The sequence below is a fragment of the Pararhodobacter sp. genome, from assembly GCF_034676075.1.
Taxonomy (GTDB): Bacteria; Pseudomonadota; Alphaproteobacteria; order Rhodobacterales; family Rhodobacteraceae; genus Pararhodobacter.
Map to the genome: position 1 here is coordinate 1 of NZ_JAUCCQ010000070.1, position 18,430 is coordinate 18,430.

18 protein-coding genes are annotated in these 18,430 nt (G+C 65.2%); 9 read left to right on the forward strand and 9 right to left on the reverse strand.

Annotated elements, in window-relative coordinates; translation table 11 throughout:
• The 5 genes from VDQ18_RS15980 to VDQ18_RS16000 all read right to left on the reverse strand — a co-directional run.
• The coding region (locus VDQ18_RS15980) for a vWA domain-containing protein (RefSeq protein WP_323021911.1) at positions 1-1,327 on the reverse strand (1,327 nt) is incomplete at its 3' end.
• Positions 1,324-2,256, reverse strand: a complete 933-nt coding sequence (locus VDQ18_RS15985; protein WP_323021912.1) for a hypothetical protein — start codon at positions 2,254-2,256, stop codon at positions 1,324-1,326. The genes VDQ18_RS15980 and VDQ18_RS15985, both read right to left, overlap by 4 nt.
• A gap of 64 nt (positions 2,257-2,320) precedes the next feature.
• Positions 2,321-2,845: a hypothetical protein gene (locus VDQ18_RS15990; RefSeq protein WP_323021913.1), complete on the reverse strand. Its 525-nt coding sequence runs from the start codon at positions 2,843-2,845 to the stop codon at positions 2,321-2,323.
• Complete coding sequence (locus VDQ18_RS15995; RefSeq protein WP_323021914.1) at positions 2,842-3,369, reverse strand: hypothetical protein; 528 nt, start codon at positions 3,367-3,369, stop codon at positions 2,842-2,844. The genes VDQ18_RS15990 and VDQ18_RS15995 overlap by 4 nt, the downstream gene beginning before the upstream one ends.
• 102 nt (positions 3,370-3,471) lie before the next feature.
• The gene (locus tag VDQ18_RS16000) at positions 3,472-3,948 is read right to left on the reverse strand and encodes a hypothetical protein (RefSeq protein ID WP_323021915.1); all 477 of its coding nucleotides are present in this window, start codon (positions 3,946-3,948) and stop codon (positions 3,472-3,474) included.
• Between the two features lie 133 nt (positions 3,949-4,081).
• Between VDQ18_RS16000 and VDQ18_RS16005 the strand changes: the two genes are divergently transcribed.
• From VDQ18_RS16005 to VDQ18_RS16015, 3 genes are read left to right on the forward strand one after another with little or no spacing between them, the layout of a single operon-like run.
• Positions 4,082-4,564 (forward strand): molybdopterin-dependent oxidoreductase, encoded by a 483-nt coding sequence (locus tag VDQ18_RS16005; protein WP_323021916.1) that lies wholly within the window; start codon positions 4,082-4,084, stop codon positions 4,562-4,564.
• A 47-nt stretch (positions 4,565-4,611) separates the two neighbouring features.
• Positions 4,612-5,898: a HAMP domain-containing sensor histidine kinase gene (locus tag VDQ18_RS16010; RefSeq protein WP_323021928.1), complete on the forward strand. Its 1,287-nt coding sequence runs from the start codon at positions 4,612-4,614 to the stop codon at positions 5,896-5,898.
• Positions 5,895-6,887 carry a response regulator gene (locus tag VDQ18_RS16015; RefSeq protein WP_323021917.1) on the forward strand — a complete coding sequence of 331 codons (993 nt, stop codon included), beginning with the start codon at positions 5,895-5,897 and terminating at the stop codon, positions 6,885-6,887. The genes VDQ18_RS16010 and VDQ18_RS16015 overlap by 4 nt, the downstream gene beginning before the upstream one ends.
• Positions 6,888-7,022: 135 nt before the next feature.
• Here VDQ18_RS16015 and VDQ18_RS16020 read toward each other — a convergent pair whose 3' ends face one another.
• The 4 genes from VDQ18_RS16020 to VDQ18_RS16035 are packed head-to-tail and all read right to left on the reverse strand — an operon-like array spanning position 7,023 to position 11,954.
• Entirely contained in the window at positions 7,023-7,778 is a 756-nt protein-coding gene (locus VDQ18_RS16020; RefSeq protein ID WP_323021918.1) for an SDR family NAD(P)-dependent oxidoreductase, read from the reverse strand.
• 11 nt (positions 7,779-7,789) lie between these two features.
• On the reverse strand, positions 7,790-9,226 hold the full coding sequence (locus VDQ18_RS16025) for an aldehyde dehydrogenase family protein (protein ID WP_323021919.1): 1,437 nt from the start codon (positions 9,224-9,226) through the stop codon (positions 7,790-7,792).
• 11 nt (positions 9,227-9,237) lie between these two features.
• Complete coding sequence (locus VDQ18_RS16030; protein WP_323021920.1) at positions 9,238-10,734, reverse strand: carotenoid oxygenase family protein; 1,497 nt, start codon at positions 10,732-10,734, stop codon at positions 9,238-9,240.
• A 26-nt stretch (positions 10,735-10,760) separates the two neighbouring features.
• Positions 10,761-11,954: an acetyl-CoA C-acyltransferase gene (locus VDQ18_RS16035; RefSeq protein WP_323021921.1), complete on the reverse strand. Its 1,194-nt coding sequence runs from the start codon at positions 11,952-11,954 to the stop codon at positions 10,761-10,763.
• Between the two features lie 300 nt (positions 11,955-12,254).
• Here VDQ18_RS16035 and VDQ18_RS16040 point away from each other — a divergent pair, with 300 nt between their 5' ends.
• The 6 genes from VDQ18_RS16040 (at position 12,255) to VDQ18_RS16065 (ending at position 18,282) form a co-directional block, all read left to right on the forward strand.
• Positions 12,255-13,958: a class I adenylate-forming enzyme family protein gene (locus VDQ18_RS16040; protein WP_323021922.1), complete on the forward strand. Its 1,704-nt coding sequence runs from the start codon at positions 12,255-12,257 to the stop codon at positions 13,956-13,958.
• The gene (locus tag VDQ18_RS16045) at positions 13,955-14,782 is read left to right on the forward strand and encodes an alpha/beta hydrolase (RefSeq protein WP_323021923.1); all 828 of its coding nucleotides are present in this window, start codon (positions 13,955-13,957) and stop codon (positions 14,780-14,782) included. The genes VDQ18_RS16040 and VDQ18_RS16045 overlap by 4 nt, the downstream gene beginning before the upstream one ends.
• A gap of 58 nt (positions 14,783-14,840) precedes the next feature.
• Positions 14,841-15,206 (forward strand): thioesterase family protein, encoded by a 366-nt coding sequence (locus tag VDQ18_RS16050; protein WP_323021924.1) that lies wholly within the window; start codon positions 14,841-14,843, stop codon positions 15,204-15,206.
• Between the two features lie 229 nt (positions 15,207-15,435).
• Positions 15,436-16,440, forward strand: coding sequence for a TRAP transporter substrate-binding protein DctP (gene dctP / locus VDQ18_RS16055; protein ID WP_323021925.1), 1,005 nt, complete (start codon positions 15,436-15,438; stop codon positions 16,438-16,440).
• A 19-nt stretch (positions 16,441-16,459) separates the two neighbouring features.
• Positions 16,460-16,975, forward strand: a complete 516-nt coding sequence (locus tag VDQ18_RS16060; protein WP_323021926.1) for a TRAP transporter small permease — start codon at positions 16,460-16,462, stop codon at positions 16,973-16,975.
• Positions 16,972-18,282: a TRAP transporter large permease gene (locus VDQ18_RS16065; protein WP_323021927.1), complete on the forward strand. Its 1,311-nt coding sequence runs from the start codon at positions 16,972-16,974 to the stop codon at positions 18,280-18,282. The genes VDQ18_RS16060 and VDQ18_RS16065 overlap by 4 nt, the downstream gene beginning before the upstream one ends.
• Positions 18,283-18,430 lie beyond the last annotated feature (148 nt).

Here is an 18,430-nt window from a genome sequence, read left to right on the forward strand (position 1 = left end):
CCTCGGCGGGGACGATGGTGACGTAATCGCGCGGATGCAGGCCCTCGGCTTGCCAGGTGACGGGAAAGGCGGATCCGACCACGACCTGGGCCGGGGCGGAGACGGAGACCTGCGCGTCGATCACCTCGATGGGCGTACGGGCCAGTACCCGATCGCCGACGTCGAGCTGCAAGCGGACCTCGTAGAGGCCGGGTTCTGAGGGGGCGCGCAACTCGCCCTGGGTCTGACCCTCGATCCGGTCATAGCGCCCATAGGTGCCATCGGGCGCCTCGGCGGGGACGATGGTGACGTAATCGCGCGGATGCAGGCCCTCGGCTTGCCATGTGACGGGGATCGCCGAGCCGACCACGACCTGTGTCGGCGCGAAGACCTGCGCCGGCGGTTCCCGCGGGGCGGGTGCAGGGAAGAACACGTGAACATCGCGCCCAGTCTCCGCTGTCAGGCTAAGGTCGGCCTGGGAGAAGGTTTCCCGCACCGTCCAATGCACCGTTACGATATAATCGCCGAAAGGCAGCTCGGCGGTGAAGGGATTGGCGTTGCCGGTCTGGAGGATGTTGAAGGCGCTGTCCGAGATTTCCCAGACTACCTCGCCGGGCAGCAGGGAGAGATCGGGTGGTGTCGAATGCCGCTCCCAAACCGGTTCGCCGCCGGTTCCCGTGCCGAGATGGGCGGTGAAGGTGAAGGGGACCGGCATCAGCGTGGCGGTGACTTCGCGTAGCGCATGCGACAGCTCCTGCGCATTGTCGGCGGTCAGGAAGCGGCCGCCGGTCTCTTCGGCGATGCATTGCATTTGCATCAGTGCCTCGGCCTCACCGCTGACGTCGAAGCCGATGACATGGGCGGTGAAATCCACCCCCGCAGCCTCAAGTGCCCGAGCGGCGGCACAGGGATCAGGGTTGCAGGTCTCGATCCCGTCCGACACGAGGATCACTGTGGCCGCCTGTTCAGTGTGGCGCAGCGCTTGGGCCGCCGCGATCACGGCATCGGTCATCGGCGTCATGCCACGGGGGTTCAGGGCCTCGACGATGCCGATGATCTGGTCCGCGGATCCCGGCGCGGGCGGCACCAGCGTCTGGATATCCGAGCATTGCCCGCGCTCGCGGTGGCCGAAGGCGACGAAGCCCAGATTCTGGTCCGCAGGGAATTCCGCCAGGATGTCGGCCACGACCTCGCGGGCGATGGTAATTTTGTTGACCCCGTCGATTTGGCCCCACATCGATCCCGATGCATCGAGGACAAGGATTGTGTTTTGACGTTCTTGGGCGAGCGTCGGCGGGGCGAGGGCGAAGGTCAGGGCCGCAAGCCCCGTGGCGATGAGCGATTTCATGGCGCTTCTCCGTTGGGCAGCGTTGCGAAACGGGCGCCTGCGCGCCCCTTCAGCTTGCGAAAATGCGAGGACATCTGATCCAGCCGCGCCTCCCATTCCGGGTCGGGCTGCTGACCTTCGGTCGTCTTGAAATAGACCTGCATCAGGCAGGCGACGGCAAAGGGGTCCAAAAAGGCGGCCTTGACGCTCCAGGCCAGCAGAAGCGCGAATACGAAGCCGCCCGCCGACCAGGCGCCGGGCATGGCATGAACCAGCGCAGCTGCCGGGGAGAGCGTCACCAGGAAGACCAGAAAGGCCAGGCCATAGGTGAACAGCGTAAGCCAGGCGGCGTTGCGCAGCATCACCTTCCAGTTTTGGCCATAGAGCACCAGCGCCTCCTGTGCCGATCCCCAGGCGTCCGTCGATCGAGTGTGGATCGCATGGGCGAGGATCACCTCGTCGATGAAACCCACCGCCATGCGTAGAAAGGCCTGTACGATACCCATCAACTGCCGGACATAAGGTATCGGAAGGATCGTCAGCACGCCCCGGACCAGGCCGGTGACGGCGCGAATGACGCCCTTCACCAGCTGATCCAGCGCGAAGAGCAGCGAGGCCTGGCCGAAGCGCTCTTTCACCACCAGTGTGGCATGGGCGATCTGGCCGCGCCCCTGCGGCAAGGCTTTGCCGTCGGCCAGCTCGACCATAACCGCCACGTGGCCCGCCTTGACGATGTAGAGGATGTACTCGCGCAGCCAATAGATCACCGCACCGGCCAAGCCGAAGCCGCCGATGCCACCCCAGACCACCGATGCCGCGCGGAAATCGGCATCGCCGAAGGCGCCGACGCCCCAGCCGATCCCGGCGCCGGTGCCTGTGGCGAGGATATAAGCCAGGGTGATCCCGAAATAGACCACCGCCCGCAAGAGGACGAAAGGCAGCGTTCGCATTAGCAGGCTGAATGCGTGCCCGATCTTGAAATCCCACACGGTCAAGGTTCCTTTTGGAAAACGATCAGAATGAAAGGTGAGGGGCGGAGGCGTCGGCCGCCTCCCCGAAATGGTGTCGGAGCCAGGCATTGATCTCATTGGCGATTTGCGCGGGCCCGTCGCCTGACACGCTCCATCGCGACAGGGCGATCCGGGTCGCCGGGCGGGTGTCGCGAAACACCAGCACCACCTTCGAGGTCGCGCGGCTTTCCTGCCCGGTGTTGGTGCGGTCGAGTTCGGCGCTGTCCAGTGCCGCCAGCGGATAGTCTCGCCGGTGTGTCCCCAGCCGCGATGTCCGGGTGATGCAGACCCTCCCCGATTCGGCATCGAGCCTCAGCCGTGTGCGCTCGGACAGGGCGATGTATCCCCCGACAAAGGCCCCATTCAGCCCAACCAGCAGCACCAGCGCGGTCAGCAACGCGCCGCCGATCAGATTGGCCAGCCCGATCAGCGAAACCGGCAGGACGGGGAGCATGACGAACCACAAGATGAAGCGGGGAATCCCCAGCTCCAGTTCCAGCAGATCGGGTGTGTTTGTGGCGACGCTCATGACGGGTCTTCCCCCCTAAGGCGGAATAGCCAGCGATTGACGAGGCCGGTCAGACGCACCACTTCCTCGGGGTCAGGCTGGAACATCGGTAGGAGGATTTCGCGCCGCTCCGGTCCCGATCCGCAGATCAGGACCAGCCGGGTCTCATCGTTGCCTGCGGCCGTTCCGTATTGCGCGACGCTGTCGAGCTTGTGCAACTCGGCGAGGGCGTACGTCTCTTCATGTTGCCCGCGGAAAGTGGTCACGCGCAGCCGGGCCAACCCGGCCGTCCGGTCCAGACGCAATTGCGTGACCTGCACCGCCGCGCGCAGATAGAGCCAGCCGATCAGCCCCGCCATGGCCAGCACGAGGACCCCGGTTCCGCTGGCACCATCAGCGATCGCCGCGAGGCCCGCCGCCGTCGCCAGCACGATCAGCGCCGCGGCAATCGCCACGCGCCGGGTCGGGCGGTTCTCGATTTCCAGCACGGCGTCGGATTCTTGCGTCACGCGCAACGGGCCAGCCAGGAAGCCGGCGGGTGTCATGGCCGGTCCCCTGGCGGGCTGTCGCGCCGTCGCCAGCCGATCCGCCAGCGGGCCGAGGCGATCGGCAGGGCGGGCGGTCGGGTAGAGTTGGCGCGAGCAAGCTCAGTCATGCTCTTCCAGTCTAGCGTCGAAGCTGAAGGTGACGGGTAGGGTCTCGGCTCCGGGTCCGCCGCTGATCTGTCCGGTGATCGTGCCCGTCAGGGTGACGATCCCGTCTCGCGGAGCGAGGTCCTCCAGCGTCAGCGTCAGGCTGTCCTGGTCGCCGTTCCAGTTGCGCCCCATCTCGCGCGCGAAAGCTATTGTCAGCGCCACCTCGCCCGGCGCAGGCAACTCGCCGTTGAGCATCAGAACCAGATTGACCGGGCTCTGATCGCCGTCCATCCGGACCGCCATGATCGAGGCATCGACGTAATTGCCAAGGATCGTCGCCCCCGACATTTCGGGAACGACGGTCAGCTCCAGCGGCTGGTCGCCGAGATTGCCGGTGATCAGCCCGCCCGGCTGTTCGGCCAGCGCCGGCAGCGCCAGAAGACAGGCTAGAGTGGTGCTCGTCCATCGCAGGGTCAAAAGAAGGGTCAAGGAGAACTCCTCTTGCAGGTTGGTCCCAGGGTAACTTCCGGCAGGATGGGCTGCCCCGTTCGTTTGAACGGGGAACCGACGGTCTCTTGTGCTAAGGTGGGGGCGGACCGGGGTATCAGGGTGGATTCTGGGGATGAATTTGCGACATGGCGCCCTGCGGGCCGCGCTGTTGGCCACGCTGTTGGCCACGGCCGGGCCTGCGGCGGCCGAGGGCGTCTTACTGACCCTGACCGGGGCGGTCCGCGATGGCCGGGTAGAACTGACACGTGCTGACCTGGAGGCGATGGACTGGCACCAATTCGCCACATCGACCAGCGTTACCAGTCACCGGCCTGAGTTCCGCGGCGTTCTAATGCGCGACATCCTGGCCGAGGCCGGGGCCGAAGGCACCAGCGTGCGCGCTACCGCTTTGAACGATTATGTCGTCGAGATCCCGATCGAGGATTTTCACCGCTTCGATGTGCTACTCGCGCTGTCCATGGATGGCGTGCCCCTGACGCCGCGCGACAAGGGCCCGGTCTGGATCGTCTATCCGCGCGACGATCACGCCATCCTGGCCGATATCCGCTATGACATGCGGTGGGTCTGGCAGCTTGTTGCGCTCCATGTGCAATGACGGGCCCGCGAGAGTGGATACGTTATCTGGGGCTAGGCGGTCTGGTGATGATCTGCCTGAGTTTTCTGGGGCTGGCGGCGTGGCAGCTGGTCCAGCTGGAACGCCAGATGCGGATCAGCGCCACGGAGAACATGATCTGGGTGTTCAGTCAGACGCAGATCGAGGCGTTGAACCTTGCGCTGGCGCTATCCGAGGGCGCCGCGCCGCAACAGGTGTTGACGCGTTTCGACGTCTTGGTTTCCCGGCTGACATTGCTGGAGGAGGGCCCCCAGCGCCGATTTCTTGAGGGGGCGGGGCTTTCGGGGGCGCTGTCGGGCTGGCGGAACGGACTTCTAGCTCTTGATCCCGCGCGCGGCGGCGATCCAGAAGCGCTGCAGGCCCATGTAACGGCGCTGGTCTCAGCGCTACGCAGCAGGGCCAGCCAGGTGATGTCGGAGGAATGGCAGATACAGGCGGCGCGGCTGGACCGGTTGGGGCATCTGCACCGGCTGGCGCTGGTTTCGGTTCTGGGATCTGCCCTGGCGGGCCTGGGACTGGCCGTCATCCTGATAGATCGTGAGCGGAGGTTGATGTGGGGGCGGCTGGACCGGCTGCGAGCCGAGAAGCTGGCCAGTGATCTGGAGCGAGAACGCGAAATCTCGGAGAACCACCGGCGGTTTGCTGATCTGATCGCCCATCAACTGCGTACGCCTCTGGCCGTGATCGACAGCGCCATGCACCGCCTGACACGGCGAGGCGGTGGTCCAGTTACGGCCGAACTGATCTCGGAGAAGGCGGCCGTCTCGCGCGAGGCGGTTGCCCGGCTTGTGAAACTGACGGACACCGCAATGATGATGTCCCGGCTGGAACGGGGCGGGGTTCTCGCGCATCTGAGCGCCCATGACCTGCGGGAGCTAGTTGTCTTTGCCATCGACGAACAGGTGGTGGCGGCAAAGGACCGCGACCCTTCCCGAATCCGGCAATCATTGCCGTCGGTGCCGATGGTTGCGCTTTGCGACCCGGCGCTGACTGGCGAGATCTTGTCCAACCTACTCTGCAATGCGCTGTTATATTCCCCGTTGGATGGCTTCGTCGATGTCGAGGTTTCGCAATCGCAGTCACATATCATTTGTCGGATTGAGGACCGAGGAAGCGGCATGTCTCCCGACGAGATGGTATGCGCATTTGATAGGTTTCACCGCGGCAGCGGACACGAAACGTTGCCCGGTTCCGGCTTGGGGCTCACCCTAGCGCGTCAGTTGGCCCGGATGCAGGGAGGCGAGGTGACACTGGTGCCGCGTTCCGGAGGGGGTCTGACAGCCGCGCTGTCCCTACCGCGGGAGGTTTCTGTATGACCACGCCGATGATCCTCTGCGTCGAAGACGAGCCGTCCCTGCGCGACGACATCGCGTTCGAACTTCATGAAGCCGGGTATGCAGTTGTTGCGGTCGCGGACGCGAGCAAGGCGCTGGCATTTCTCGAAAGCCGCCGCCCAGATCTGATCCTATGCGATATCCTATTGCCCGGCATGGACGGCAGGGGTTTCATGTCTCAACTGCGCCAAACGCGGCCCGATCTCGACGATGTACCCTTCGTCTTCCTGACTGCCCTTTCCTCGCGCCAGCAGGTCATAGACGGGCGCATCGCGGGTGCCGACGATTACCTGACGAAGCCTATCGACTACGACCTGCTGCGGGCAACTGTTGACTCGCGCTTGGCTCGAATGAAGCGGCTGCGGGAGATGCCGGGGGACCGTTCCGGCTTAGCCGCGCTGGATCGCTTGGCCCTTGGCGTGGTGCTGATCGACGCCAAGGGCGCCGTAGTTCATGCCAATCCGCTGGCCCGGCGCCTGGCAGACGAAGCGGGCATCCTGCTCAGCGGACGCATCTCCACCAGCGGCGAGGATGGCCGGAAGCTGTCCGCACTGCTCGGGGCGTTGAACACCGATGAAGGTATGTCTCCGACCGGTCTGCGGTTGAGTGGTGGCGGGCATCTGATGGTGGTCGGGATGTCGCTTCCGGCGCGGACGCACCATGACGAAGCGGTCGCCATGCTGATCCTCAGCGGTGCGGATGACCAGCCCCCGCTCGACAGTGCGACGCTGAGCCAATTGTTTGATCTGACCCCGATGGAGGCCCAGGTTGCCTGTCTGTTGGCCGAAGGTTTGCGCCGCAACCAGATTGCGGACCACCTGGCGATCTCGGGGACGACCGTTGCGTTCCATCTGCGAAACATCTTCTACAAGACCGGCGTGCAGAGGCAGGCTGAACTGGTGGCCCTGGTTCTGTCGGTGCCCCAAGCGCTGCCTATCCTTAGCACGACGCAGGATGAGAGGGGCCTCTGACAAGCGGAGCCACATCCCCATGCCGGATCACTCGAGGTTGCCAAGGCACGGGTCGGCGCCAGCTGGCGGATTGGCCCCGGGCGGGGGAGGCTGAACCCAAAAGGACCTCCGACGACCGCCGGCGGGGGGCGCCGATCAGAAACTGAGGCGCATCCCGCCGGTGACTTCTAGGGTCTCCCCGGTGATGTAGCGGGCCTCGGGCGACGCGAGGAAGGCGATGGCCCCGGCCATGTCCTCGGGTTTTCCTACGCGCTTCATTGGTACTGCGTTGATCACCCACGGGTATTTCTGTTCGGGATCTTCATCGTGGAAGGGGGATGTGACCAGCCCGGGGGCCACGGCATTGACCCGGATCTCGGGCGCCAGTTCTCGCGCGAGTGCCCGGGTGAAGCTGTCGATCCCGCCTTTGGCGGTGGTATAGGCGATGCCGCCCGGTACCCCCCCGACCCGCGTCACCGAGGAGCTAATGTTGACGATAGCGGGATCGTCCGCGCGGCGCAGCAGCGGCAGAGCCTTTTGCGTCGCCAGCACCTGGGTGCGAATGTTGATCGCCAGCACCCGGTCGAAGGTCTCGATCGGCATGTCGTCGAGCCTCGACTTGGCGGGCGAGGCGCCGACGCAATTGACCAGCACCGAGAGGCGGCCGAAAGTTTCGTCGATCTGGCTGGCAAACCCCTCGACCACGGCCTCGTCGGTCAGATCGCCGTCGAGCACCAGCACCCGCCGACCCAGGGCGGTGAGTTCGGTGGCCAGTTCAGCCGTCAGATCCTGCTGGTTGAGGCCATGGATCACCAGATCCGCGCCGAGACTGGCGAACTTGCGGGCGGCGGCGCGACCGATGCCGGTGCTGCTGCCCGTGACCCAGACGACGCTGTCCTTGAAATTCAACATTGATCTTCCGTTCAGAGGCTGAACCACCAGGGCGATGGCCCTGTGGCGGGGTTGGAGAGGATGGCCTGCTTGCGCACGAAGCGGCGGATGGAATCCGCGCCGGTGCGTGATCCACCGAGGCCCGAATGGTTGAAGGCGGTCTTCTCGGGCACCAGGGGGCTTCCGATGAAGAGCGGGGCCAGCCCTGCGTCATTGATCGAGACCCCGCCCGCGTCGAGTCGCCGCGCCACCGCCTGCGCGGCCTCTTCAGGGCCGAAGACCGCCGCCGACAGGCCGTAGTGGCTGTCATTGGCCAGCGCCACCGCCTCGTCGAGGCTGTCATAGGCCATCACCGGCAGGAACGGACCGAAGCTTTCCTCGCGCATAATCAGCATGGAATGATCGACATCGGTCAGCACCGTCGGCTGGCACCAGAGGCCGCCGCCGTGGGTCTCGATCGCCCCGCCGGTGACGATGCGAGCGCCGCGCTCGATGGCATCGTCCAGATGGCGCCGCAGGATCTCGGCCTGCGGCAGGAAGGTGATCGGGCCAATATGCCCTTGTGCGGGATCAGGCCAATTGGGCCGTAGCCGCGCGACCTTCGCAGCCAGCTGGGCGACGAAGCCGTCGTGCAGCGAGCGAGGCACGTAGATGCGCTCGATCGAATAGCATTGCTGGCCCGCTCCCAGGGTCGCCCCCGTCGCCAGGGCCGAGGTTGCGCGGTCGATATCGGCCCCTTCCAGCACCAGAGCCGGATCCTTGCCGCCGAGTTCGGTGAAACAGGGGATGAACCGTTCGGCCGCGCGGCGGGCGACGAGCCGCCCGGTGCGGGTGGAGCCGGTGAAGCAGACCATGTCCACCTGATCGACGATCGCTGCCCCCAGCGCGCCATCCCCCCGCACCACACGGAAGATCGCGGCCAGGGCCGGCACCTCGTCCAGCGCGGCCTGGAGCACGTCAACGAAGCGCGGCGTCACCTCCGAGGGTTTCAGGATCACCGCGCATCCCGCGACCAGCGCCGGGATCGCATCCATCAGCCCCAGAGCCAGCGGGAAGTTCCAGGGTCCGATCACGCCGACCACGGGATAGGGGCGGAACCCTGCCGTGCCGGTGATCCCGGCCAGACCCGTGTCCCTGGGCAGTGTATCGAGCGAGCGCGGCGCGACCTCGACCCAGCGGTCGACCCAGACCCCGGCGGCATCGGCCTCGATCCGGCTTTCGTGCAGGCGCCCGGTATCGGCCAGAAGCGCGTCGAGCAGGTCCTCGCGGCGCGCGGCCAGTGCGGTGCAAAAGGCGCGCAGCACCGTGGCGCGGCCGTCGATGCCCGCGGTCACCCAGCCCGGCTGCGCTGCGCGCAGCCCCGCGATCAATGCGTCAAGCCCGGAGGCAGGGAAGGCAGGGCAGGTGTAATCCACCTGACCCGTGCGCGGATTGCGCGCACGGATGACCGAAGATGTCATCTCGTTCATGGTGTGTCCGTTCAATCCGCCAGACTGACGCCGTTTTCGTAAAGCATGTGCGGCCCGGCCCAGAAGGCATGAGCGCCGGTGGGAATGTGATAGGGCATGATCACCCGACAGATCGGCCCGGCGCCGATGTTCTGCGCATCGAACAACACGCATTCGCCCTTGCCGGTGTTGGTGTTGGTCACGAAGGTGACCAGATAGCCGTCATCCTCGGATTTCGCGTTGAGGCGGGGGGCGAAGGGCGCCTCGCTGACGAATTCGCCCGCAGGCATGATGAAGCGGTCGGTCTTGCCGGTTTCAAAATCGAATTTCTTGAGCCCTTCCAGCAGCCATTCGCCGCGCTGCGGGACGGCGTTGTAACTGTAGCGCGTCTTGCGCCCGTTATAGAGGCCGTTGACCATCGGGAACTCGGTGATTTCGTCGTCCAGCCGCTCTTCGCGCGTCTCGCCGGTCTTCATGTTGAAATACCAGCGATGCATCCGGGTCTCGGTCGTGTGGAGATCCAGCATCTTGCACAGGCGCTCGTAGCCTTCCGCCGGGATGTTGTGCATGTCGGGGACGGGATTGGTCATGATGCAGCCCTCCATCACCACCTCGTCACCCTGTTCATAGCTGTTCGACAGGTGAAGGATGTAGCAGGGCTCGGCCTCGAACCAGCGGACATCCTCGTTGGTGCCGAAGCGCGGGATCACCCCGAAGCGGGCCGGGATATCGCGCCAGAACTTCAGCCGGTGGCCGCCCTTCTTCAGGCTCTCGGGGTCGAAGAACATCGGCAGGTCGTGCACGATGGAATAATGCTCGGTCATCCCCAGATCGTGCGGCCAGCGCGGACCGGGCAGCTCGATTGGCGCGTAATGCACCAAATTGTTTCCGGCATCGATTACCCCGTAATTCATGTAGGGCGGCTTTTCCGAGAAGTTGAAAAACATCATGTGGCCGGTGTGTTCATCGACCTTGAAATGCGAGCAGATGCCTCGGTCGCCCAGGGCGGCGGCCCAGTTCTCGTCGGGGCCCAGAGTGTCCAGCGTCTGCGTGTCCAGCCGGTAGGGTTCGGAGCATTGCGACATCGCGACAATGATCTTGCCGGCATGCACCACCACATCGGTGCCGGTGTTGTCCTTCATCGCGCCGATGCTGCCCCAGCCGCGGCGCGTCTTGCGCTTGGGCTCGATGATCCCTGGCCAGAGCGATTTACCGGCCGCCTTCTCGGCCAGATAGCCGGTCGTCTGGGTGAAGCGGTTGCGGTATTCTACCTTGCCCTCGTTGAACCAGACGGCGTGCAGCATGCCGTCGCCGTCAAAGGGATGGTACTTGCCGATGGGCTCGTGCACCTGGTTGTGGCCGTTGCGCACATACATGCCCTGAAGATCCTTCGGCACCTCGCCGATGATCGTCAGATCCGGGCCGCGGGCGGTGTATTCCAGGTCGATCGGCTTGTGGGCGCCGTTAAGATAGGGATTGTCGTTGGGGTATTTCAGGGTCGAATGACCGTGCGAAAAGATCTCAGGCATGTCTTGTCCTCCACTTGCGGCGCCGGTCAGGCGACGCGCTCCAGAATAGCGGCGCTGGCAACGCCTGCCGCGCCGGTGATTGCGACGACGCCGCGATCGACGCCGCGAAGCTCCATCTCGTCCAGCAACGTTCCGACCAGCATTGCCCCGGTCGCTCCCATCGGGTGTCCAAGGGCAATCGAACTGCCGTTGACGTTGAACCGCTCCAGCGGCACCGCCAATTCGCGCAGGTAGTGCAGGGTCACGGCGGCGAAACTGTCGCGCACCTCCCACAAGTCGACATCGGCGGCGCTGAGGCCGGCCCGGGCCAGCGCCTTGCGGGTGGCATCGACCGCCCCGATCTGGGTGATCGATACGCTGGCCTCGGCGGTGGCGAGGATGCGCGCGCGGGGCCGCAGCCCATGCCGCCGCGCTGCCGCGGCCGAGGCCAACACCACCAGCGCCGCGCCATCGGCCATAGCCGGAGAATTCCCAGCGTGATGAACCGCGTTCAACGGAGGCAGGTCGGGGAAGAGCCCGCGCAGGATCTCGCCGTCGCGCCCGGCGGCGGCTTCGGTAAAGGCGGGTTGCAGCGCGGCCAGCGACTCTAGGGTGTTGGTGCGCCGGATCGTCTCGTCCCGGTCAAGAACCAGCGCCCCGGCCGCGTCGCGCACCGGCACGATAGAGCGGAAGCGGCCGGTATCCTGGGCGGCGGCGGCGCGCTCTTGCGACAGCACGGCATATGCGTCGCATTCCGCGCGGCTGAAGCCGAACTGGGTTGCGACAAGATCAGCGGCAACGCCGGGCTGCAGCGCTCCCAGCCTTGCGGCGATCTGCGGATCCAAGAACATCGCTCCCTTGTCGGCCAGCATCGGCGTACGCGACATCATTTCGACGCCGCCCGCGATAGTGACCGCATCCTGCACTGCGGCGCGTTCGGCCATCAAGGACGTCGCCGACAGGCCCGAGGCACAGAACCGGTTCATGGTGGCGGCCGGTGCAGCGACCGACCAGCCCGCCAACAACGAGGCCGTCTTGCCGATGTTGGCCCCCTGATCGCCGACCTGCGTCGCACATCCGATCATCGTATCGTCGGCATACTCATCCACCCCGGGGAAACGCCCCGCGACTTCAGTGAACAATCCGGCCAGAAGCTCGGCCGCCCTCAGGTCGCTCAGCGCGCCCCCGGGCCTGCCACGCCCCCGTGGCGTGCGAATAGCATCAACGACAAACGCATCCATGGATCACCCATCTCCCCTCTCAACCCGAGAATCAAGATACATATAACGAACCTAGTTTCAATGAATAAAAATCGGTGGCCTGAGATGGGGCCCCACCTAGCTGCGACTTGCCGATGGACTTCTGTGAGTCAAGCTCACGTAATAACTAGACTTCTTGCCGATTCGCGTGGGCATGAGGTCCTATTGCGTCGGCGTATCGGGCTCCGCTCGTCGACGGCGCGGCGCATAATCCGTGTTGCAAGTAAGTCTCTTTAATGTAATAGAATGCCACCACATCCGGGATGCAGGGAGGCACGCGCGTTGCGGGACAGCACCGAGATCAGAGTCTTGCAGGATCTGCTGGACCTTAATCGTCGCCTGCATGGCGATCAATTGTGCCTCATCGACCCGATCGACCGGGCGCGGGTGGCTGAGGGCGCCGCCCGGCGGCTGACCTGGCGCGCGCTCGGCGAGCGGATCGACCGGCTGGCGCTGACCCTCGCTCAGGCCGGCCTGGGCAAGGGCGATATCGTGCTTCTCGTCGCGCCGACCCTGCACGAGACGCTGGCCGCGCAGCTTGCCTGCCTCGAGCTCGGGGTGGTGGTCGCCTCGATACCCGTTCAGTACCGCGAAGGCGAGGTCGATGCGCTGATCGAGCGCCTGTCGCCGCGCGCGCTGATCGGCCATGTCCGGCTGGGCTCGCATGCGAATGCGGCGATGCTGGCCGGGGCGGCGCGCAGGTCGCCCCTGGCGCCGATGGTCTTCGGCTTCGGCGAGGGGTTGCCCGAAGGCGTCCGCGGGCTCGATCTCGACGCTCCGCTGAACGGGGCCGAACGGATGGCGCTGGATGGGCTTCGCTCCGCAGCCGCGGTTGTGCCTGACGATCTGGCCTTCATCGTCTTCACCTCGGGCACCTCGGCGCGACCCAAGGCGGTGCCGCGCAGCCATGCCGATATCCTGGCCGTCCGACGCTTTCTTGAGGATGTCGCGGAACTGCCGGTCGGCGGCTGCTTCCTGTCGCCGCGGATGCTGAACACGATCGGCTCGCTGGCCAACGGCCTGGCTGCCTGGCTGTATTCGGCTGCGCGGATGGTGTTGCACCACCCCTTCGATCTGGACGTGTTCCTGCGTCAGATCGCCGAGGAGCGCCCCGAAGTCACCAGCTGCCCGCCGGCGATCCTGAATATGATCCTACGTCGGATCGAGGCGGGCGAGGCGCTCGACATGGGGGCGCTGCACCACATCACCTCAGGCTCCGCGCAGCTCGACCCGCGGCTGATGAGCGCGTTTCGCGAGCGTTTCGGGATCACGCTGGTCAATATCTATGGGTCAAGCGAGGGGGCGATGTTGATCGCTTCGGACAAGGATATCGCCGACGAGGAGATCCGCGCGCGCTGCTTCCTGCGCCACGCCGAGGGGCAGGCGGGCTCGCGCCTACCGGTTCTGGAAGGGACGCGGACACGCCTGGTCGACCCCGCAACCGAGGTGGAGATTACCAACCTGGGCACGATCGGCGAACTGCGGCTGAAAAGCCCCGCGATTCTGCGCCGTTATTGGGATGATCCGGAACTGACGCAGGCCTCGTTCGACGAGGGGGGCTGGTTTCGCACCGGCGACTTGTTCGAGATCGCCGGCGAGCAGGGGCAATATCTGTCCTTCACCGGCAGGTTGAAAAACATCATCGTCCGCGGCGGGCTGAATATCTCGGCCGAGGAGATTCAGGGCCTGGCCGTTACCCATCCGGCGGTGGCCGAGGCTGTCGCCGTGCCGGTGCCCGACGCCAGGCTGGGCGAGCAGGTCGGGCTGGCGGTGGTGCTGCGCCCGGGTGCCGTGCTGCGGTTGCCGGACCTCTGCGCCCATCTGCGAAGCGAGTGCAAGGTCGCGGTCTACAAGCTGCCCGAGCATCTGCGCCTCCTCGAGGCCCTGCCGACGATGCCCAGCGGCAAGACCGATCTTCAGGCCATTAGGGCGCTCTTCGCGAGCGATCCGCGCGCCGGCAGCGACTCCACAAAGGAAAAACCATGACCCGCATTCTTCCCGATTACAGCGTAACCGGCGAGGGGCCCGTTACCCTGTTCCTGTTGCACGGGGCCTTCGGAGCCAAGGAATACTGGCGCAATCAGCTGCGCTGTTTCAGTGCGCGCGGTCTGCGCATCGTCGCCTGGGATGCCCCGGGCTATGGTGTGAGCCCCCTGCCCGAGGATTTCTCGGTCGAGCGTGCGGCCGAGGCGCTGACCCATCTGATCACCCGTGAACGGACCCGGACCAATCTGCTGCTGGGGCATTCGATGGGCGGCATGGTGGCGATCCGCACCTATGGTATGATGCCCGACGCGATCCACGGGCTGATCCTCTCGGCCACCAGCGCCGCCTTCGGCCGGCCCGAGGGCGAATGGCAGCGCGCCTTCGTGCGCGACCGGGTGGCGCCGCTGGACCGGGGGCAATCGCTGGCAGATTTCGCGCCGGGGATGCTGCGCAAGATGTTCGCGCCGGGCGCCGATCATCCGGCGACAGAGCTGGTGATCCGCATCGTGTCGCAGATGAGGCCGGAAACCTTCCGCGCGGCGATCGAAGCGGTCTCGCGCTTCGATGCGCGCGAGGTGCTGCCGCGTATTACCGTGCCGACGCTGTGCATCGCCGGAGGGCACGATCTGTCGGCCGCGCCGCCCAAGGTGATGGAGAAGCTGGCGACCAAGATTGCCCAGGGGGAATATCGCTGCATGGAGCATGTCGGTCATTTCGGCTGGGCCGAGGACCCTGACGGTTTCAACCGCGAAATCCTGGATTTCCTGACGCGGCGCATTCCCGCGGCCGCGGCGGTGCTGGGGCTCGAGGCAACCCGTGCCTGACGGCCCCGCCCCCGCGCAACTTCCGTTTCGCACATGCGAAGCCCTGCGGTTTCGCGACATGGACCCGCTGGGCCATGTGAACAACTCGATCTATGCGACCCTGTTCGAGCAAAACCGCGTCGAATTCCAAAGCCAGCCCGGCGGGTTTCGTGAGGCGGCAGGCCAGACCGTCGTGCTGGCGACGATGACCATCGACTTTCTGCGCGAGATGCACTGGCCCGGGACGGTCGAGATCGGCCTGGGCGTCGGGCGGCTGGGGACGAGCAGCTTTGACATCGAACAGGAGATCAGCCGCGACGGCGCGCTGATCGCCCGGGGTCGCTGCACGCAGGTTCTGATCGACAGCGCACAGCGCCGCCCGGTTCCCCTGTCTTCCGAGCAACGCCTGAGGCTGTCCCGCTGGATGGCCTGCCGCAAAGTGTAATAAAAAGACTATATAAGGATTTCACAAGCCAACTTGGATCCGAAAATACCCATCTATACCTAGAAATTTAGCTCTCAAATGCAGTGTTCCCGCGCTAAAGCCGACATTCTCCATGTAAATTTCATTGACAAGTTAGGTTCATTTATATGATCTGAATGCACTGAGAATGGGGCGAATCGACAGCGCCCACCCGTCACCTCGGGACAGCTCAATCGAATGGGAGGACACCATGACATCACTGAAAACCCTGCTGCTGGGCACGGCCTTGACCGGCGCGATCGGCGTTGCCGCGCTGCCGGCGCTGGCCCGGGAAATGACCCTCGCGACCTATCTGCCGGCCAATTCGGCCTTCGTCACCGATCTGCTCGAACCGCTGGCGGCCTGGATCAACGAACGCGCGAACGGCGAGTTCTCGCTCGAGGTCTTTGCCGGCGGCACGCTGGGCCGCGATCCCGGACAGCAGGATCGCATCGTCTCCTCGGGGATCGCTGACCTGGCTGTCATCGTCCCGGGGCGCAACGCCGGGACCTATCCCGATTGGGGCGTGTTCGAGCTGCCCGGGCTGGCGCGCTCGGCCGAAGAGGGCAGCTATGCCGTTTGGCGGATGCACAACGAGGGTACGCTGCGCACCGGCGACGAACTGCACATGGTCGCCGCCTGGACGACGGACCCCTATATCTTCCACACCTCGACCCCGGTCGAGAGCCCGGCCGACGTTCAGGGCCTGCGGGTGCGGGTCCTCGGCCAGACGCAGACCGAATCCGTGCTGGCCATGGGGGGCGTTCCGCAGGGTGTCAGCATTACCGAAACGCCCGAGGCGATCAGCCGCGGCACGCTGGATGGCGCACTGGCGGATTGGTCGGTCTTCGACATCTTCCGTCTGGGCGAGGTCGCGCATTACAGCTACGAGATCCCGCTGGGCGTCTTGGCGATGGCGCTGGTGATGAACCCGGACAGCTACGGCGAATTGTCGGCCGAGGGGCAGGCGGTCATGGCCGGGGCGGGCGAGGAATGGCAGCGCCTGCTGGTCGCTTATTACGGCCGCGAGCGGGCCCGCATCCTCGATACTTATACGGCCCGGGGTCATGTGATCCACACCCCGACCGAGGCGCAGATCGCCGATGTCATCGAGGCGACGGCGGCGCTGCGCGAGCAGGTCGCTGGTGCCGCAGGCGACGGCGTGATGGCGGCCTATGAGCAGGCGCTCACCGACTACCGCAGCGGCACGCGCTGAGCACAAAAGGGGGCTGGACATGAAATACGACCGGCTGGAGAGGCTCAGCATCGGGCTGAGCAGGCCGACCGCGCTGATCGGCATCCTTGGCTTGATGCTGATCGCGCTCATCACCGTGGCTTCGGTGGTGGCGCGGGCGGTCTTCAACTATCCGTTGATCTGGGCGCATGACGCGTCCAGCCTCCTGATCATCATCATTGTCGCCACCTGCTTTCCGACGGGTGTCATGTTGCGCAAGCATGTCGCCATCGAATTCCTGGGCGGCGCGCTGGGATCCCGTGCGCATCGCTGGCTGACCGCTTTCGGGGCGCTGGTCACGAGTGCCGCGCTCGCGGTTCTGGCCTGGCAGATGACGGTCATCGCCGGCCAGGAGACGGCGGGCCACGCCAGCACCGTTGTCGCCCGTATTCCCACCGGCCCGCTGTGGTGGCTGGCGGCGGTCATCGTCTGGGTCTCGGTGCCGATGCAGGGTCTCGTCACGCTTTTGATCATCACCGGCAAGGCCGCTCCCGTTGCGGATGGAGATCACGTATGAGCCCCGAAACCATCGGCCTTCTGGGTGTCGCCGCCCTGTTCCTTATGATCCTGACGCATGTGCCCATCGGCATTGCGATGGGCGTTTCGGGCGTGCTGACCTTTGGTCTTCTGCGCAACTGGTCAGCGGCTTTCGCCATCGTCGGAACCGAGGCCTCGACGGTCTTTGCCAGTCTGGAACTGGCAATCATTCCGCTGTTCCTGATCATGGGCAGCTTTGCCGCCTCGGGTGGCATGGGGCGCGACATCTATCGCCTCGCCTACGCCTTTCTCGGCCATTACCGCGGCGGGCTGGCGATGGCGACGATCGGCGGCTGCGCGGGTTTCGGCGCGGTCTGCGGCTCGTCCATTGCGACGGTCTCAACCATGACCCAGGTCTCTTATGGCGAAATGCGCCAGCGCGGCTATGCCCCGACCCTGTCGACGGGCAGCATCGCCGCGGGCGGAACATTGGGCATCCTGGTGCCCCCCTCGGTCATCATCGTGCTCTATGCCGTCCTTTCCGAGCAATTCATCCTGACGCTCTTCACCGCAGCGCTGGTTCCGGCGGTGCTGGCGGTCGTCGGATACATGCTGTCGATCTGGGTCGTGGTCTCGCTCAACCCCGACGCGGGACCGGCGGGCGAGAAATCAAGCTGGCGCGAAAGGGCGCAGGCCGTGCGCGAAAGCTGGGCGACCATCCTTCTGGCCGCGGTGGTCGCGGGCGGCATCTATTCGGGCCTGTTCACCGTCACCGAATCCGCGTCGATCGGCGCCATCCTGGCCGTGGTGATCGCCGTCGCGCGCGGCAAGACCAGCTGGGCCGTGTTCTGGCACAATCTCTACAGCACCGCCGCGACCAGCGCGATGCTCTATGTGATCCTGATCGGCGCCAGCGTGTTCAGCTATGCGCTGACTCTGTCGCGGCTGCCGTCCAACATGGTCGCCATCGTCGGCAATCTGGACGTGCCGCCGCTGATGATCGTCGCCGGGCTGATGGTCATCTACATCATCCTCGGGGCGCTGTTCGACACCGTCTCGGCGATGGTGCTGACAATGCCCTTCGTCTATCCGCTGATCCTGAACATGGGGATGGACCCGATCTGGTGGGGTATCGTCATGGTCATGGTCATCGAGATCGGCATGGTGACGCCGCCCATCGGGATCAATGCCCTGATCATGAAGTCGATGTTGCCACAGAGTAGTTTGCGCGACATCTACGTCGGGATCGTGCCCTTCCTGGTGTCGGATCTGATCCGGCTGACGCTGGTGATCCTGTTCCCGACGCTGGTGCTGTGGCTTCCGACGCTTCTGGATCTGCCGCGCTGATTGCGGCCGGTTCCCGGGCCAGTTGCTTGACAAGGATGGGTATTTCTCGTGAACTTCGCCAATCCCCGCGAGAAAGGAAGCGCATGAGCCGCGAGCAGGAGGAAGCCCCCGGTGCGCCCGCCTTGGTGGCGAAATACTCGGTGGTGCG

What these genes read in the sequence shown, in the direction of transcription:
- VDQ18_RS15985 (WP_323021912.1), bottom strand. Translation starts at nt 2,256, where the DNA reads ATGCGAACGCTGCCTTTCGTCCTCTTGCGGGCGGTGGTCTATTTCGGG.
- VDQ18_RS15990 (WP_323021913.1), bottom strand. Translation starts at nt 2,845, where the DNA reads ATGAGCGTCGCCACAAACACACCCGATCTGCTGGAACTGGAGCTGGGG.
- VDQ18_RS15995 (WP_323021914.1), bottom strand. Translation starts at nt 3,369, where the DNA reads ATGACACCCGCCGGCTTCCTGGCTGGCCCGTTGCGCGTGACGCAAGAA.
- VDQ18_RS16005 (WP_323021916.1), top strand. Translation starts at nt 4,082, where the DNA reads ATGAATTTGCGACATGGCGCCCTGCGGGCCGCGCTGTTGGCCACGCTG.
- VDQ18_RS16010 (WP_323021928.1), top strand. Translation starts at nt 4,612, where the DNA reads ATGATCTGCCTGAGTTTTCTGGGGCTGGCGGCGTGGCAGCTGGTCCAG.
- VDQ18_RS16015 (WP_323021917.1), top strand. Translation starts at nt 5,895, where the DNA reads ATGACCACGCCGATGATCCTCTGCGTCGAAGACGAGCCGTCCCTGCGC.
- VDQ18_RS16020 (WP_323021918.1), bottom strand. Translation starts at nt 7,778, where the DNA reads ATGTTGAATTTCAAGGACAGCGTCGTCTGGGTCACGGGCAGCAGCACC.
- VDQ18_RS16025 (WP_323021919.1), bottom strand. Translation starts at nt 9,226, where the DNA reads ATGAACGAGATGACATCTTCGGTCATCCGTGCGCGCAATCCGCGCACG.
- VDQ18_RS16030 (WP_323021920.1), bottom strand. Translation starts at nt 10,734, where the DNA reads ATGCCTGAGATCTTTTCGCACGGTCATTCGACCCTGAAATACCCCAAC.
- VDQ18_RS16035 (WP_323021921.1), bottom strand. Translation starts at nt 11,954, where the DNA reads ATGGATGCGTTTGTCGTTGATGCTATTCGCACGCCACGGGGGCGTGGC.
- VDQ18_RS16045 (WP_323021923.1), top strand. Translation starts at nt 13,955, where the DNA reads ATGACCCGCATTCTTCCCGATTACAGCGTAACCGGCGAGGGGCCCGTT.
- VDQ18_RS16050 (WP_323021924.1), top strand. Translation starts at nt 14,841, where the DNA reads ATGGACCCGCTGGGCCATGTGAACAACTCGATCTATGCGACCCTGTTC.
- dctP (WP_323021925.1), top strand. Translation starts at nt 15,436, where the DNA reads ATGACATCACTGAAAACCCTGCTGCTGGGCACGGCCTTGACCGGCGCG.
- VDQ18_RS16060 (WP_323021926.1), top strand. Translation starts at nt 16,460, where the DNA reads ATGAAATACGACCGGCTGGAGAGGCTCAGCATCGGGCTGAGCAGGCCG.
- VDQ18_RS16065 (WP_323021927.1), top strand. Translation starts at nt 16,972, where the DNA reads ATGAGCCCCGAAACCATCGGCCTTCTGGGTGTCGCCGCCCTGTTCCTT.